Genomic DNA, 14,240 nt, shown 5'->3' with positions numbered 1-14,240 from the left:
TTGATTGATCCAGCGTAGAAGTAGGAGGTTGTGTGCATCCGGTAGCGATCCTGGCCAGTTGGGGGCCGCACGATACCCAGTTGATCTTGTCATGCGTGCTTGGTCTTGCATTGATCATTGTCGCCATTGGTTGGCTCAAGCTTGCCCCGTTTCTGGCGATTCTGGTGGGTACCTTTGTTGCGGGTATCACGGCAGGGCTGGCGCCCGAAACCATCGCGGCTGCCTTTGCCAAGGGCGTGGGCAACTTGCTTGGCAACATCGGTATCACCATTGCGCTGGGTGCCATGCTGGGTGCGCTGGTTGCGGGTTCTGGCGCAGCAGATCGGCTGGTGGATACGATCCTCAAGCGTTCAACGCCGCGCACCTTGCCGTGGTTGATGGTGCTGGTGGCGCTGATCATTGGCCTGCCGCTGTTCTTCGAGGTGGGCCTGGTGATGATGGTGCCGATCATCTTCGCGATGGCGCGCCGCTCTGGGCAGCCCATTTTGCGCATCGCCATGCCTGTGCTGGCAGGCTTGACGACGCTGCATGCCTTGATTCCGCCGCATCCGGGCCCGCTGATTGCCGTCAGCGCCTTGCATGCGGATCTTGGCCTGACGTTCGGGTTGGGGTTGCTGGTGGCGATTCCCGCCGCAGTGCTGGCTGGCCCGCTGTACGGCATGTGGCTATCAAAGCGGCTGGTCTTGGCCGCGCCGGAAGACATCGGGCATACGCTCTCCGCGCGCCCGGACGCGCAAACGCTGCCAAGTTTTGGTATTTCGCTGTTGACGATGCTTCTGCCCGTGCTGTTCATGCTCGGGCGCACCGTCGCCCAACTGTGGCTGCCGCACGATGACTGGCGCTATCAAGCCCTGAACTTTGTGGGGGAGCCCATCATTGCGCTTGGGTTGACGGTGCTGTTTGCCATGGTGGTGCTCGGCTGGGCGCGTGGCATGCCGCGCACGCAGGTAGGCGACATCGTGCGCAAGGGGTTGCCGCCCATCGCTGCGTTACTGCTGACCATTGGCGCAGGCGGCGGCCTTCAGCAGGCGCTGGTGATGGCGGGCATCAGTGATACGGTGGCCAAGATTGCGCAAGTCGGGCATCTGCCGCTGATCCTGTTGGCGTGGTTGATTGCGGTGGCGCTGCGTCAGGCCACGGGTTCGGCCACGGTGGCGACCACGACGACGGCCGGGATTGTGGCCCCGCTCACCGCAAGCCTAAGTGCTACGCACAATGGGCTGCTGGCATTGGCGATTGGTGCAGGGTCAGTGTTCTTTTGCCACGTCAACGATGCCGGTTTCTGGATGATCCGCGAATACTTTGGCCTCACGCTCAAGCAAACCATCCAAGTGTGGTCGGTATTGCAGACGATTGTGTCCGTGGTCGGGCTGGTGCTGACCTATGTCTTCTGGGTGGCACTGAGCTAGCGGATGGGTGTGAGGCAGCACAGGTTGATCCATCCAACGCCGCCGTTTCTTGCACACGTGTACAGACAAAGGGCTCGGCTACACTGGCAGCGGTTTCCAGTTTCCAATTCCGTTGCCAATCGAGAGGAGAGGTCGGGACATGGCGGTCGAACCCTTCTTTGCGCACACCTACGATGAAGCGCGCGCCAAGTTCCTGACGGCCGCCCAGGCCCAGGGGATGGGCGTCGAACGGCATCTCCACCCGGATGCGCTTGGGCCCTCCGGCGAGCGGCTCTCTATCGACACGGCGCTGTTCTGGCCGGCGCAGGCCGATTCGCTGCTGGTCGTCACCTCTGGTGTGCATGGCGTGGAAGGGTTCTGCGGCTCCGGTTGCCAGATCGGCCTGCTGCACGACGACGAACTCTTCGCGCGGCTGGCGACGTCCGGGCTGGCGCTGCTGCTGGTGCACGCCGTCAACCCGTATGGGTTTGCCCACCTGCGGCGTGTGAACGAAGACAACGTCGACCTCAACCGCAACAGCGTCGACTTTGCCGAGGCGGCGTCGGCCAATCCGGCCTATCTCGAGGTCGATCCGTTGCTGCTGCCGTCAACGTGGCCGCCCAGCCAGGCGGATCAGGCAGCGTTGCAGCACTATATGGTCACGCACGGCGAGAAAGCCCTGCAGGACGCCGCAACCAGTGGGCAATACCGCGTGCCGGACGGCATGTTCTATGGCGGCACTGCCCCCTGCTGGAGCACCTTGCAGATGCGCGGGCTGGTGTCCCGGCATGCGGCAGGTGTTTCCCGTTTCATATGGATCGATCTGCATACCGGGCTCGGCCATTACGGCCACGGCGAGAAGATTTTCAACAGCCCCGACCCGGCTGAACTCGAGCGCGCCATCCGCACCTGGGGTGCGGATGTCCGGCCGATTGCGGCACCGGGGTCGGTGTCATCCGTGGTCAAGGGGGATCTGGTGGGCGTGGCATACGAGCTGCTGCCCGACATCGAGAAGACCTGCATCACGCTGGAGTTCGGCACGCTTGCACCGCTAGCGGTGCTGCAGGCCCTGCGGGCCGACCACTGGCTGCATCGACACCCTGAGCAGGGCGCTGCGCAGGCAGATGGCATCCGCCGGGCGCTGCGCGATGCGTTCTATTGCGATGTGCCGGCGTGGAAGGGCATGGTCTACGCGCAGACGCGCATGGCCGTGCTGCAAGCCGTGGCGCGGGTTTCCGGCTAGGTCACTCGCTGTGCGCCGGCTTGGGCGCGCGCACCGTCAGTGCGCACCCTGCGGAAGCGGCGATGATGGCCAGAATAGCCGTCCATTGCCGCCCCGTCAGCTGCTCGTGCAGCACGATGGCCCCGGCCAGCGCGCCGATGGCCGGCTCCAGGCTCAGCAGCACCGAGAACGTTTTGCCTGGCAGGTGCTTGAGCGCCACCATTTCCAACGAATACGGAATCGCGCTCGACAGCAGCCCGATGCCCAGCCCCGCCAGAATGAGCGACGGTGTCAGCAGTGCGGACCCAGCCTGCGCCACGCCAAACGGAATCGCGAACAACGCCCCCACGGTCATCCCCAGCGATGTTGCCTGGCCCGCATGCAGACCGCCGAGGTTCTTGCCGGTCAGGATATAGAGCGCCCAGCACACACCCGCCGCCAGCGCATACGCCGCGCCCAGGTGATCGACCTGGCCAACTGCCTTGTCGCCCACCGACAGCATCAGCAGGCCCACCACCGCCAGCCCGATCCACACGAAATCGAGCGCCCGGCGTGATAGCACCACCGCCAGCACCAGCGGCCCGGTGAACTCGATGGCAATCGCAATGCCGATCGGCAACCGCTGCAACGACAGATAGAACAACAGGTTCATGCTCGCCAGCGTGACGCCGTACATGGCGATGCGACCGGCGTCGGCGCGGGTCAGGTGCAGGCGCCACGGCCGCCAGAACGCCAGCAGGATCGCCGCCCCAATGGTGACGCGATACGTGACGGTGCCGGCCGCGCCCAGCACCGGGAACAGCGTCTTGGCAAACGAGTTGCCCAGGCACACGGAGGCCATCGAACCCATCAGGGCAAGAATGGGCATCCAGGGGGACGACGTGATGGAGGTGGAAGAGGCGGGGGCAGCGGAAGACATGGGCGGTGCAGCAGATGCAACGCTACAGCATAGCCGCACACCGCCGAGAAAACGTTGCGTTCTCGGCGGTGCGGGTGCGGCTTTTTCTCGAAACGAGATTGGGGGGTTAGAGGGCTGCCGCGCTGGGGCGAATCACGTCGATCAACAGCACGCGCTGGCCTTCGCGTTCGCCGTCGGGGCGTGGAGTGACGCCGCGCTGCGGGCGCGGTGCGGCCAGCGGCGCCGGATCTTCAGCGCTCATGCCGAACACCGCCAGCTTGGACGCGGCGATCCGCTGCAGCGTGCTGCGTACGCCGGGCACGTCCAGGTCTTCGGGGTCGAAGCCGGTGGTGGCCGTCCAGTCGTCGCGGACGATATCCTGCAGGCCGTTGGCCATCTCGAATTGCAGCGATGCGCCGAACCCCTTCTGCAGCGAATGCGTGCCGAGCAGGTATTCCGCCGTCAGGAAGCCGCGCAGCCGCGTCCAGAATGCCATTGAGGAAATATTGCCGCTCTTGAGCGCGTGGCTCGGGGCGACTTCCCAGCTGTGGTCGAGCAGCTTGTTGATCAGGCGTCCCCAGGTCGGCACTTCGGTACCGGCGGAACAGTCTTCACCCGCGCCTTCGGGGCGGGCAAGCTGGCGCAGCAGGCCGGTGAACGAGCCGCTCGCCGGACGCGCGCCGCCTGCCTGCGGGCCGGAGGGCCAGCGCCATTGCAGCGGCGAGAGTGGCCGGGCGCCGGGCCATTGCGAATGGGCCTGCAGGCCGGTGCACGGTGTCAGGTAACGCCACTGACGCTGGTCGCGGCCGATGCGGCGCAGCGGATCCAGTTCGGCCGACAGATCAAACTTGCCGAGGAAGGTGGCATTGCGCGACTTGATCGGCGAGCGCGCGTAGACGTTGAAGTCGGGCCAGCCTTCGTACAGGTTGATCTGCGGCAGCGTGTGGTGCTTGTCCAGCGCATCGTCGGGTTGATCGATGCGGCGGGCGGTGAGGAACAGCGCGCGGCAGTCGAGCGTGGGGACGGCACCGCGCAGGCGGAACAGTACGAGCAGGTCGCCGAACTCGGCGGGGCGGGCTTCGGCACGGGCCGGATAGGCGTGCGGTTGCTCTTCGGGCCAGAACGTCGTCAGGCGCAGGGCGGCGCCCGGAAATGCGCTGCGCAGTCCTTGCCGGAGCAGGCGTAGGCCATCGGCACCACGCAGGATACGCAGAATGGAGAGATCGTCGCGCAGCGCGGCGTCGGGATGGGGGCCACGGCCGCCGTTTTCTGCTGCCAGGGCAAACCGCCACAGGGCGGTATCGCTGGCCAGATCCTGCGCGGCGACATCGCGCGCGGTGTTGGGGCGGCCGCCAGACATCGGCTCACGGGCGCCGCCGGGCGTGTCTTCAGGGTTGTCTCCTGTTACGGCCTGGGCGCTGGTAGTCGACCCGGCAATCGCGCCAGTAAGGCCGCTGAATGGCGGCCGGTTGCGCTCGGGCATGGCTATTCCAACGTGTTGTTTGTATTGATTCCTCTGCCGCGCAGCATAACACCATGCGACATACCGGAGAACGGACCGCCGCCCCTCCACTCGTTGGGGCTTGGGCGGTATTTAGCCCGGCTTTTCGCGCAAAATCAGGCGGTGCGGAACGACGCCACCGCGTCGCGCAGCACGTGCGCCTGCTCTTCCAGTGACAGCGCTGCCGCTGCTGCCTGCTCCACCAGCGCAGCGTTCTGCTGCGTGACTTCATCCATCTGGTTGACGGCCTGGTTGACCTGCTCGATCCCCGAGCTTTGCTCGTCCGACGCCGAGCTGATCTCGCCCATGATGTCGGTCACGCGCTTGACCGCCACGACCACCTCGTCGATCACACTGCCGGCTTCTGCCACCAGCGTGGTGCCATTTTCAACGCGGCCCACCGAGTCGCTGATCAGTTCTTTGATCTCCTTGGCCGCCGTGGCACTGCGTTGCGCCAGGCTGCGGACTTCGCCGGCCACGACCGCAAAGCCGCGTCCTTGCTCGCCCGCCCGTGCCGCTTCCACAGCCGCATTCAGCGCGAGGATGTTGGTCTGGAACGCAATCCCCTCGATCACGCCGATGATGTCGGCAATCTTCTTGCTGCTTTCATTGATGCCGGCCATGGTGTCTACCACCCGGCCAACCACTTCGCCGCCTTTGATGGCGATGTCCGATGCGTTGCCCGCAAGCTGGCTTGCCTGACGCGCGTTGTCGGCGTTCTGCTTCACGATGCTGGTGAGCTCTTCCATGCTGGAGGCCGTTTCTTCCAGCGAGCTGGCCTGCTGTTCCGTGCGCTGCGACAGATCCGCATTGCCGGCGGCGATCTGCTTGGTGGCGCTGGCAATCGAATCCGCCGACGTCTTGATATGGCCGATGGTGCCGGTCAGTTGCTGCTGCATCTGCGCCATGGCGACCAGCATGCTGTCGCGGTCGTCCGGGCGGGTCTGCACGCGCACCGCCAGGTCACCGGCGGCAATGCGGCGGGCCACCTCGGTGGCGTAGCTGGGTTCACCGCCCAGCCCGCGCTGTACGTTGCGGATGATGAGCGACATGGCCGCCGACACCACGCCACCCACCAGCAGGATGACGATCAGGTTGGCGATGAGCGAGTGGTGGTAGGCCGCATCCACCTCTTGCAGGAACACCGCACTCGACAGGTTCCAGTCCCACGGCGCAAAGCGCTTCACGTAGCCGATCTTGGGTAGCGCGGTTTCGCTGCCGGGCAGGCGGCCCTGGTATTCGGCAAAGCCGAAGCCCTTGTCCTTGGCCGCGTTGACGATGGTCGGGTAGACGGGTTTGCCGGTCGGGTCCTTGAAGCCGGCGGTGCTCTTGCCGACCATGTCGGCCAGCGTCGGATGCATCAGCAGGATGAACTGCGAATCGACGACGAACAGGTAGCCGGTGGTGCCGTAACGCATCGAGGCGAGGGTGGCCAGTGCGGTCTTCTTGGCGTCGTCCTCGCTCATGGCACCGGATTGCGCTTTGGCGTGATACAGCTTGGCAACGCCCTCAGCCGCATCGACCAGGTTCTGCAGGCCGACCTTGCGCTCATCGAGCATCGTCGAGCGGGTTTCCATGGCACTCCACACGCCGACGCCAATCAGGCCCAGCCACATCAAGGCCAGCGCCAGGCGCAGTTTTGCTTTGAGTGTCCACTGTCGCATGTCGCGTTTTCTCCACTTTGTTGTGCCCCTAGCGGGCCGTTCCCTCCGGGTGTAACGGCGATCGGCGGCTGGTTCTTTAGTGAAGGCTGAATTCAGGCGGGGCGTGGAGCGGCGCTGCGTATGCGCAAAAAAGAAGGCGCCGGCTTGCACCGGCGCCCGAAGAGACGGCGCCCCCGCTTACAAAGAGGGGCACCGCCGCGCGTTGGGAGGCTTCTTTATTAGCGGGGGGTCACTGCTCGCGAATCCACGTTTGCGAGCGGCCGATCAGGCTGATGCCGATGAAGCCGCGCACAGTGAGTTTGTTGCCCGTGTCGTCCAGCGACATCTTGGCGCTGTAGACCTTGCCGTTTTCCGGGTCGAGGATGTTGCCGCCATCCCAGTTGTTGGTTCCGTTCGCCTTCAGATCCTTCAGGATGGTCAGGCCCTGGATCGGCTGGTCCTTGCGGTCGTCCGTGCACTTGGTGCAGGTCTTGTTCTCGTCGCCCGGCACCAGGATCTTGGTGACCTTGCCCGTGAACACGCCGCCGTTATCGACGATCGTCACTTGGCCTTTCTGCTTGCCCGTGTTGTCGTCGATCGTCTTCCAGGTACCAGCCGGGGTGGCCTGCGCGAAAGCGCTGCCAGCAGCCAGTGCAAGCGCCAGTGCGCCGGCCAGACGTGCGAGAGAGTGAGGGGTGCGTTGCATCGTGGTGTCTCCTTATCAGGGTAAAAAATTCGGTGAGGGTGATCGGCCGCGCAGATCGTCTTGATCAATGGGCGCTCAGCGCGCCGGTCAGGGGGGACAGCGGATTGCTGCCGGAGCCGCCGGCGGCGTTCGTGACGCCACCCAGCGCATTCGTGATCGGGGCGAGCGGGTTGGCGCCGCCTGACAGTGCACTGGTGATTGGCGCCAGCGGGTTGCTACCGCCGGCTGCACCGCCGAGGCCGCCGCCCAGCGCATTCGTGATGGGTGCGAGCGGATTGGTCGAGCCGCCACCACCGCCGGTGACCAGGCCACCGGCGCTGGCCACCGTGCTGCCCACCGCGCCGACGAGGCCACCCACGTCACGCGTGAGTGCATTGCCGCCGGCCGCGCCGACTTGCGCGCCGCCGCTCTGCAGAGCACCGCCCACCGTGTTCAGCGCACCGGCCAGCGGGGCGCCGAGCATGGTTGCCGCGCCCACCTGCTGACCCGCCCCGGCAACCTGTGCAGACAGCGGCACGATCGCATTGCTCAACTGCTGCGTGACCTGCTGCACCGGTCCGCTGGACGTGCCAATGGTCACCAGTCCGCCCGCACCTTGCGCCACCTGGCCGAGTGCCGACACACCGCTGCCCACCGGCGACGTGATCGGATTCAGCGGCGCCAGCGGGCTGCCAGCGGCACCCAGATCGCTGACGGTTTGCCCAGCATTCACCAGCGTGACGCCCGTCGAGCGCACCACGTCGCCCGAACTCTGCACCGTCGTGCCGACCGGGTCGGGCGTCGAGCCGATCTTGCCCAGCCCGTTGCTGATGCCACCGCCCAGCGTTTGGACCGTGTTGCCGGCGGAGGTGACCGTCGCACCCAGATCCTTCTGTGCTGCCGTACCGCCCACGATGGGCACCGATGCCGTGCCGATGGTCGTGCCGAGGTCACTCACCGTCTTGCCGGTCTGCGTGACGACGTTGCCGCCGTTGCTGGCAACGTTGCCAACCGGCACCGCACCCGGGCTGTTGTTGGCGTTCGACGACGGGGTGGTATCGCCGTTTGGATTGCCACCCGAGGCGCAACCGGCCAGCGCGAGCACGGCCAGTGCGGCCGCCGCCAGCAGCGTGCGCGATGACGTGGACGACGAAGCGTAAGAAGCTTGGAGCGGGGTTTGAATCTTCATGGTGAGTCTCCTTGTAAGCGCGGCCCGTACCGCGTAATCACCACCGGGTGTCAGAAGAACGCGCATCTGGCGTCCAGTGGGCAGCATTCGCCAGCGTTTGCCGCCGAATGAAAAGAACGTTTTCCGAAGCGCTGAGGCCATCAGTGATGTGCACCCGGCGTCGTGCCCGACAGCAGCCCGCCTACCAGTGCGCCGACCGTCGAGCCGACGCTGCCCAGCCTGCCGATTCCACTCGCAGGCGAACCCGTGGTTGCGCCGCCACCGAGCGTGCCGACACCGGGAATCGCCGCCGTCAACGACCCGACTGCGGTCGTCACCGGTGCCAGTGGGCCGCCAAGGCCACCAGGCAACGCACCAGCGAGTGCGCCGCCCGTTGCGGTAGCGCCACCACTGGCAGAAGGCGCAGTCGGCATGACCACCGCCGACAGCCCACCGGTGATCGCGCCGAGCGCACTCACCGTATTGCCCAGCGTCGACACCAGCGCATCGCCCTTGCCAGCCGTGGTGATCGTCTTGCCCTCGCTGCCGAGTGCGCTGCCCAGTGTCGTCAGCACACCGCCGACCGGCGTGCCCAGACCTGTTGCTGCGCCCAGTGTTTGCGTAGCGGAAGTCAGCGTGGTCGTGAGCGGCACGATGGCAGCCACGGTGGTCGTCGTCACCTGCTCGACCGGACCGGTCAGCGTCGCGATCGGCGAGCTACCGCTCGACGTGCTGCCGGTGCTGCCCGATGTGGTGCCGCTGCCGTTGCTGTTCGACCACGTTGGCGAACTCGACGCCGTAATCGTCGGCTTCGATTGCGTATCGCTGCCGCCGCCTAGCGACGTTCCCATGTCACCACTGCCCGAATTCGCGCACCCGGCCAGCAATGCCAGCGACGCAGCTGCCAGAGAGCAAGGCATCCGGCGCAACGCACGACGCTGGGGCTGCGGGAAAACCCCACACTCCGGTGGGTTCGAACTGAACAAGAACGCTGGATTGCGCATCTTGTGCCTCCACTGCTTAGAACGCTTCTGTTGGACCCCTTCTGTCTTGCGCTCTTTCTTCGTCGGGCATGTCACCAACCGCGTGTCTGACACGTGCGGTTGGCAACGATCTCCCTGTCTCATCGCGGACCACGCGCCGGTCCGCACCACGCCGCGCGATCGATGCCGTGCTGACGTGGTGATCGGATCGTGAAGTGAAACTGAATGGCATGACAATCAGCGCCAACCTGACGCGCCGATATGCGAGTGCAGCATCCCAACTGGGTTGATCCGTGTAAAACGCCGGCTGAAGCTGGTCTCGGAGTATCGACGCTGCAGCAAAGTTGGCGCCCGGATTGCCGTAGAACAATCCTTCTATCGTCGCAAAACCGCCTCGTTTCAAACGCGATGGCGCGCGGTTTTCAGCAGCTGCTGAGCGGGGCTTCTTCGTGATGGGCGACATGTCAGCGCGCTTGCTCGTCGCCGTGATCGCGCGTTTGGGCACACGACGCATGTGCATATGCTCGTTTGCGCGTTCATTGACATGCGCGATGACGTTGGTGCGTCATCGCGCGTCGACATCGATGCGAATGTGCCGACGCGATTCACCTCGACGCGTATCACGCCTTCGACGGTCACGCGCCCGATGCACGGCGCGCGAATTGCGGCACGTGCAAGCGTCGTGTCGGCCGTGTCGGTCCATCGCGATTGCATCGCGCTCACACATCGCGCGTAGCACGCGAGCGAGGAGCGTGTGAGAAGCGCGTCGTCGATGTCGATGAACACGTTCAACGTGTCGATGCGCATGCGTGCTGCGCGTCGGTTGCGTGCGATCACGCGAAAAATTCGCGCGCGTTGTCGTATCCGCGCATCGTTTTTTTCCACACGCATCGCGTTGCTCGCGCAGCTGACATGCACGACATCGCAGAGTTCACGCGTCGTGCGCGCGCAGCTTTGCGAGCGACATGCACACAACATTGCGCGTTGCTGTAAACCGGCATGAACATTGGGTTCGCGGGAGGCGAGTGTCTGCGCGAAGCAACGCGTTGACGTGATGTCACGACGCAAGAAAATGCGCATTCGAGAGGTCGACATGCATGCGTTCGCGATCCAAATCGCGACGACGCACAGACGCGGCGCAATCCTTCACCAAAACTCGCCGCGCTTTTTGCATAAATCTCTTAACATCACCGCGCAAACGAATTATGATTCGCCTTGACAAGACGTTGACTTCGATGCAAGGGCGGTTCGCGCGATCAACGACGATGAACTTCCAAGCAAGCGGCAAGTGAAAGGTAGTCGAGGAGCGTAACCACTTTGATGCACGCCACGCCGACAGGGCTGTTTGAACTCGGTGCCGTCTCTGCGATCCCTTCGTCGGGATGGGCGTACTACCCCCAAAAGAAAACGCGCGCTCTCCAGATTTCCGCTGTCCGCAAAGTCACGCTGCAAGCGGCTTTGCGCTCTACACAGCGACTCGCGCTAGATCAAATTTCGACCGGTGTGGCAACGATGCCCCGGTCCTCTCAACTGATGAAGACTCGCCGGATGCAGTTCGTCCGGCCAACTGCGGCTGCGTGCATGTGCCCTGCCGAGGTGTGCAACTTGCTGCGTGCGTCCACCGCGCGGGTTGCGGGTCTTCCTACCGAATTCATTAGCGTGCGACTGCGGTTTGGTGGCGCGCCGATGAATCGCTCGCTCGGTTGGTCTGGCGATGCCAATGCATCGTGGGATCGGGCCGGTCGGGTTGCTCAATCTCGATAGTTCGATACCCAATCTCGAAGGAGTTTCCCATGGCAACTGCTGCTAAGAAGAAACCGGCCGCCAAGGCCCCGGCCAAGAAGGCCGCTGTGAAGAAGGCTCCGGCCGCTAAGAAGGTCGCTGCAAAGAAGGCTGCTCCGGCCGCCAAGAAGGCACCGGCAAAGAAGGTTGCTGCCAAGAAGGTTGCAGCTAAGAAGGTCGTTGCCAAGAAGGCACCGGCAGCCAAGAAGGCCGCAGTGAAGAAGGTTGCTGCCAAGAAGGCACCGGCAGCCAAGAAGGCCGCAGTGAAGAAGGTTGCTGCCAAGAAGGCACCGGCCGCTAAGAAGGCTGCAGTGAAGAAGGTTGCTGCCAAGAAGGCACCGGCCGCTAAGAAGGCTGCAGTGAAGAAGGTTGCTGCCAAGAAGGCACCGGCTGCCAAAAAGGCTGCTGCTAAGCCTGCTGCGAAGAAGGCTCCTGCTGCCAAGAAGGCACCGGCTACGAAGAAGGCTGCTGCCAAGCCTGCTGCGAAGAAGGCTCCGGCGAAGAAGGCTGTTGCCAAGCCCGCTGCTGCTCCGGCCGTTGCACCTGCTGCTGCACCCGCTGCCAAGACCGCGCTGAACCCGGCTGCTGCATGGCCGTTCCCGACTGGCAACCGTCCGTAAGTCATTCTTGCGACGGTGATCCTCCGGGACCACAGCGGCGCGCTGGTCGCGCCCACCTGATCGGATACTGCGTATCTGGTCCGCAAGACCTGGTGTCTTGCACCGCCCGCCGATCGGCTCACGCCCCGGCGGGCTTTTTCTTGTCCGTGCGATGACCTGCGTGTTTTCTTAAGGCGCAAAAAAAAACCGCACCGGCGTGATGCCGATGCGGTTTTGCTGATGCGTTGGCCGCCAGCCCAATCGGCCGGCGATCGATCAGTGCGTCACGCGAGTCACGCCGCCCGACGACAACAGGCGGACACGCTCGCCGGGGCGGAAGGCCTCGTCAGCGTCTTGCGTGATGGCGCGGTACTCGCCGTTGTCCAGCTTGACGGTGATTTCCAGGCCGGGGCGCTTGTTCATCTGACCTTCGATCGCGCTGCCTGCAACGCCACCCAGAATCGCACCCAGCACACCTGCTGCCACCGAACCGTTGCCGCGGCCAATGGCAGCTGCAGAACCAATGCCGCCGATCGCGCCGCCAGCAATCGTGCCCACGCCGGTCTGCTCGCGATCGATCACGACATTGCGGACCGAATCCACCGTGCCGAAGCGCACGGTCTGCTCGCGCTGCGCCTGCCCCGAGGTATAGGCGCTGTTGGAGTTGGTGCCCATGGCGCAGCCTTGCAGGCCAAGGGCGGCGACCAGCATGGTCGCAGCGCCGATGCGATAGATGGGTTTCATGTTCATTCCTTATTGATACCGGTACCCGAAAGCAGATTCGAAGCGTCGGGCAATCTCGTCGACGGGCAGGCCGTGATTCTGCGGGCCTTGGCAAGCGATCTTGAGGGCGCCCATCAGGCTGGCGAGCCGGCCGGTGGTTTCCCAATCCATGCCGTTCTCGATGCCGTAGAGCAGGCCGCCGCGGAAGGCGTCGCCACACCCGGTCGGATCGACCACACGTTCGGCCGGCACGACCGGAATAGTGTACTGCTTGCCGCCGGCGTGAATTTCCGCCCCTTCTTCCCCGCGTGTGACGATGAAAGCCTCGACGCGTTGCGCAAGCTCCGTCGCACTGTAGCCCGTGCGTGACAGCATGACCTGCGCTTCGTAGTCATTGACCACCACGTAGCTGGCGAGTTCAACGAAGCGGCGCAGGTCGGCGCCGTCAAACAGCGGCATTGCTTGACCCAGGTCGAAGATGAACGGCACGCCGGCTTCGGCAAATTGCGTGGCGTGGTGCAGCATGCCGTCGCGGCTGTCGGGGCCGACCAGGCCCAGCTTGGCCGGCAGCGCATCCTTGACCGAGTTCACACTCGACTGGCTCATCGCGCCCGGGTGGAACGCGGTGATCTGGTTGTTGTCGCGGTCGGTCGTGATCATGGCCTGCGCCGTGAACGTGTCCGGAATCTCCTTGACGTGCGTGGTCGAGATGCAGAGCTTCTTCAGGTAGTCCAGGTACGGGCCTGCATCCTGGCCGACCGTGCCCATGATGATGGGCTCGCCGCCGAGCAGCTTGAGCGTATAGGCGATGTTGCCTGCGCAGCCACCGAACTCGCGGCGCATGGTCGGCACCAGAAAGGAGACGTTCAGGATGTGAATCTTGTCCGGCAGGATGTGTTCGCGGAAATGTCCGTCGAACGTCATGATGGTGTCGTAGGCAATCGAGCCGCAGATCACGCTGGCCATATTGGAGGGCTCCAAATGTGAACGCGGCCGTCCCAGTGGACGGCCGTGTGATGAATGAGAGACCGGAGGCCGGCCTCTCAGCAATACCGTGAGCTTACTTCAGCGCGGCCAGGGCTGCGTCGTAGTTCGGCTCTTCCTTGATTTCCGGCACGAGCTGGGAATACAGCACGTTGTCGTTGCCATCCAGCACCACCACGGCGCGGGCGGTCACGCCGGCCAGCGGGCCGCTCGTGATGTCGACGCCGTAGGCTTGCTTGAAGCCCTTGTCACGGAAGGTCGACAGCGGCACGACGTTCTCGATGCCTTCAGTCGCGCAGAAGCGGCCGGCTGCGAACGGCAGGTCAGCCGAGATCGAGAACACCACCGTGTTGTCCAGCTTGGCAGCGGCTTCGTTGAACTTGCGCGTGGAGGTGGCGCACACCGGGGTGTCCAGGCTCGGCACGATGTTCAGGACCTTGCGCTTGCCGGCAAAGTCAGCCAGCGACACGTCCTTCAGGTCCTTGCCAACCAGCGTGAATGCCGGAGCCTTCGCGCCAGCCGCCGGGAACTGGCCGCTGACTTCGATCGGGTTGCCGCCAAGGGTCACGTTTGCCATGGTGTTACTCCTTCCTTTGATGCGTGTTGGGGTAAGAGCCGCTAACAAAACCCACCTGGCGTTGTTGCGCCTCCTTGCCGTATTCAG

The 14,240-nt window shown here is 64.4% G+C and carries 13 protein-coding genes; 3 read left to right on the top strand and 10 right to left on the bottom strand.

Features of this window, described 5'->3' with window-relative positions:
• Positions 1 to 32 precede the first annotated feature (32 nt).
• Both F7R11_RS16360 and F7R11_RS16355 read left to right on the top strand, forming a co-directional pair.
• The gene (locus F7R11_RS16360) at positions 33 to 1,409 is read left to right on the top strand and encodes a GntT/GntP/DsdX family permease (protein ID WP_064805195.1); all 1,377 of its coding nucleotides are present in this window, start codon (positions 33 to 35) and stop codon (positions 1,407 to 1,409) included.
• Between the two features lie 139 nt (positions 1,410 to 1,548).
• Complete coding sequence (locus F7R11_RS16355; RefSeq protein WP_064805193.1) at positions 1,549 to 2,631, top strand: M14 family metallopeptidase; 1,083 nt, start codon at positions 1,549 to 1,551, stop codon at positions 2,629 to 2,631.
• A 1-nt stretch (position 2,632) separates the two neighbouring features.
• Here the strand turns inward: F7R11_RS16355 and F7R11_RS16350 are convergent, their stop codons facing one another.
• The 7 genes from F7R11_RS16350 to F7R11_RS16320 form a co-directional block, all read right to left on the bottom strand.
• Entirely contained in the window at positions 2,633 to 3,529 is an 897-nt protein-coding gene (locus F7R11_RS16350; RefSeq protein WP_049285530.1) for an EamA family transporter, read from the bottom strand.
• Between the two features lie 106 nt (positions 3,530 to 3,635).
• Positions 3,636 to 4,991: a hypothetical protein gene (locus F7R11_RS16345; RefSeq protein ID WP_064805191.1), complete on the bottom strand. Its 1,356-nt coding sequence runs from the start codon at positions 4,989 to 4,991 to the stop codon at positions 3,636 to 3,638.
• Between the two features lie 134 nt (positions 4,992 to 5,125).
• Complete coding sequence (locus F7R11_RS16340) at positions 5,126 to 6,673, bottom strand: methyl-accepting chemotaxis protein (protein ID WP_064805189.1); 1,548 nt, start codon at positions 6,671 to 6,673, stop codon at positions 5,126 to 5,128.
• Positions 6,674 to 6,902: 229 nt separating this feature from the next.
• Positions 6,903 to 7,358, bottom strand: coding sequence for a DUF2147 domain-containing protein (locus F7R11_RS16335; protein ID WP_021196053.1), 456 nt, complete (start codon positions 7,356 to 7,358; stop codon positions 6,903 to 6,905).
• A gap of 64 nt (positions 7,359 to 7,422) precedes the next feature.
• Positions 7,423 to 8,526 (bottom strand): collagen-like triple helix repeat-containing protein, encoded by a 1,104-nt coding sequence (locus tag F7R11_RS16330; RefSeq protein WP_064805187.1) that lies wholly within the window; start codon positions 8,524 to 8,526, stop codon positions 7,423 to 7,425.
• 140 nt (positions 8,527 to 8,666) lie between these two features.
• The gene (locus F7R11_RS16325) at positions 8,667 to 9,509 is read right to left on the bottom strand and encodes a collagen-like triple helix repeat-containing protein (protein ID WP_064805185.1); all 843 of its coding nucleotides are present in this window, start codon (positions 9,507 to 9,509) and stop codon (positions 8,667 to 8,669) included.
• Positions 9,510 to 9,887: 378 nt separating this feature from the next.
• Positions 9,888 to 10,583 carry a hypothetical protein gene (locus F7R11_RS16320; protein ID WP_151180534.1) on the bottom strand — a complete coding sequence of 232 codons (696 nt, stop codon included), beginning with the start codon at positions 10,581 to 10,583 and terminating at the stop codon, positions 9,888 to 9,890.
• 698 nt (positions 10,584 to 11,281) lie between these two features.
• Here F7R11_RS16320 and F7R11_RS16305 point away from each other — a divergent pair.
• On the top strand, positions 11,282 to 11,890 hold the full coding sequence (locus F7R11_RS16305; RefSeq protein WP_104577709.1) for a histone H1-like DNA-binding protein: 609 nt from the start codon (positions 11,282 to 11,284) through the stop codon (positions 11,888 to 11,890).
• Positions 11,891 to 12,145: 255 nt separating this feature from the next.
• On the opposite strand, the gene F7R11_RS16300 is transcribed toward F7R11_RS16305, so the two are convergent.
• From F7R11_RS16300 to tpx, 3 genes are all read right to left on the bottom strand, one after another.
• Positions 12,146 to 12,613, bottom strand: coding sequence for an outer membrane lipoprotein (locus tag F7R11_RS16300; RefSeq protein WP_031329719.1), 468 nt, complete (start codon positions 12,611 to 12,613; stop codon positions 12,146 to 12,148).
• Between the two features lie 9 nt (positions 12,614 to 12,622).
• A complete protein-coding gene (locus F7R11_RS16295) occupies positions 12,623 to 13,558 on the bottom strand; it encodes a carbohydrate kinase family protein (protein ID WP_064805178.1) in 936 nt (311 codons plus the stop codon).
• Positions 13,559 to 13,652: 94 nt separating this feature from the next.
• Complete coding sequence (gene tpx / locus F7R11_RS16290; protein WP_021196046.1) at positions 13,653 to 14,153, bottom strand: thiol peroxidase; 501 nt, start codon at positions 14,151 to 14,153, stop codon at positions 13,653 to 13,655.
• Positions 14,154 to 14,240: the final 87 nt, after the last annotated feature.

Origin of the sequence: Ralstonia insidiosa (genome assembly GCF_008801405.1) — a bacterium.
Taxonomy (GTDB): Bacteria; Pseudomonadota; Gammaproteobacteria; order Burkholderiales; family Burkholderiaceae; genus Ralstonia; species Ralstonia insidiosa.
This window is presented reverse-complemented; position numbering and strand designations above follow the sequence as displayed.

Bases quoted from the DNA above. Each gene is read 5' to 3' on its own strand.
- F7R11_RS16330 (WP_064805187.1), bottom strand. From the start codon at position 8,526: ATGAAGATTCAAACCCCGCTCCAAGCTTCTTACGCTTCGTCGTCCACG.
- tpx (WP_021196046.1), bottom strand. From the start codon at position 14,153: ATGGCAAACGTGACCCTTGGCGGCAACCCGATCGAAGTCAGCGGCCAG.
- F7R11_RS16300 (WP_031329719.1), bottom strand. From the start codon at position 12,613: ATGAAACCCATCTATCGCATCGGCGCTGCGACCATGCTGGTCGCCGCC.
- F7R11_RS16335 (WP_021196053.1), bottom strand. From the start codon at position 7,358: ATGCAACGCACCCCTCACTCTCTCGCACGTCTGGCCGGCGCACTGGCG.
- F7R11_RS16345 (WP_064805191.1), bottom strand. From the start codon at position 4,991: ATGCCCGAGCGCAACCGGCCGCCATTCAGCGGCCTTACTGGCGCGATT.
- F7R11_RS16320 (WP_151180534.1), bottom strand. From the start codon at position 10,583: ATGTCGACCTCTCGAATGCGCATTTTCTTGCGTCGTGACATCACGTCA.
- F7R11_RS16325 (WP_064805185.1), bottom strand. From the start codon at position 9,509: ATGCGCAATCCAGCGTTCTTGTTCAGTTCGAACCCACCGGAGTGTGGG.
- F7R11_RS16340 (WP_064805189.1), bottom strand. From the start codon at position 6,673: ATGCGACAGTGGACACTCAAAGCAAAACTGCGCCTGGCGCTGGCCTTG.
- F7R11_RS16305 (WP_104577709.1), top strand. From the start codon at position 11,282: ATGGCAACTGCTGCTAAGAAGAAACCGGCCGCCAAGGCCCCGGCCAAG.
- F7R11_RS16295 (WP_064805178.1), bottom strand. From the start codon at position 13,558: ATGGCCAGCGTGATCTGCGGCTCGATTGCCTACGACACCATCATGACG.
- F7R11_RS16350 (WP_049285530.1), bottom strand. From the start codon at position 3,529: ATGTCTTCCGCTGCCCCCGCCTCTTCCACCTCCATCACGTCGTCCCCC.
- F7R11_RS16355 (WP_064805193.1), top strand. From the start codon at position 1,549: ATGGCGGTCGAACCCTTCTTTGCGCACACCTACGATGAAGCGCGCGCC.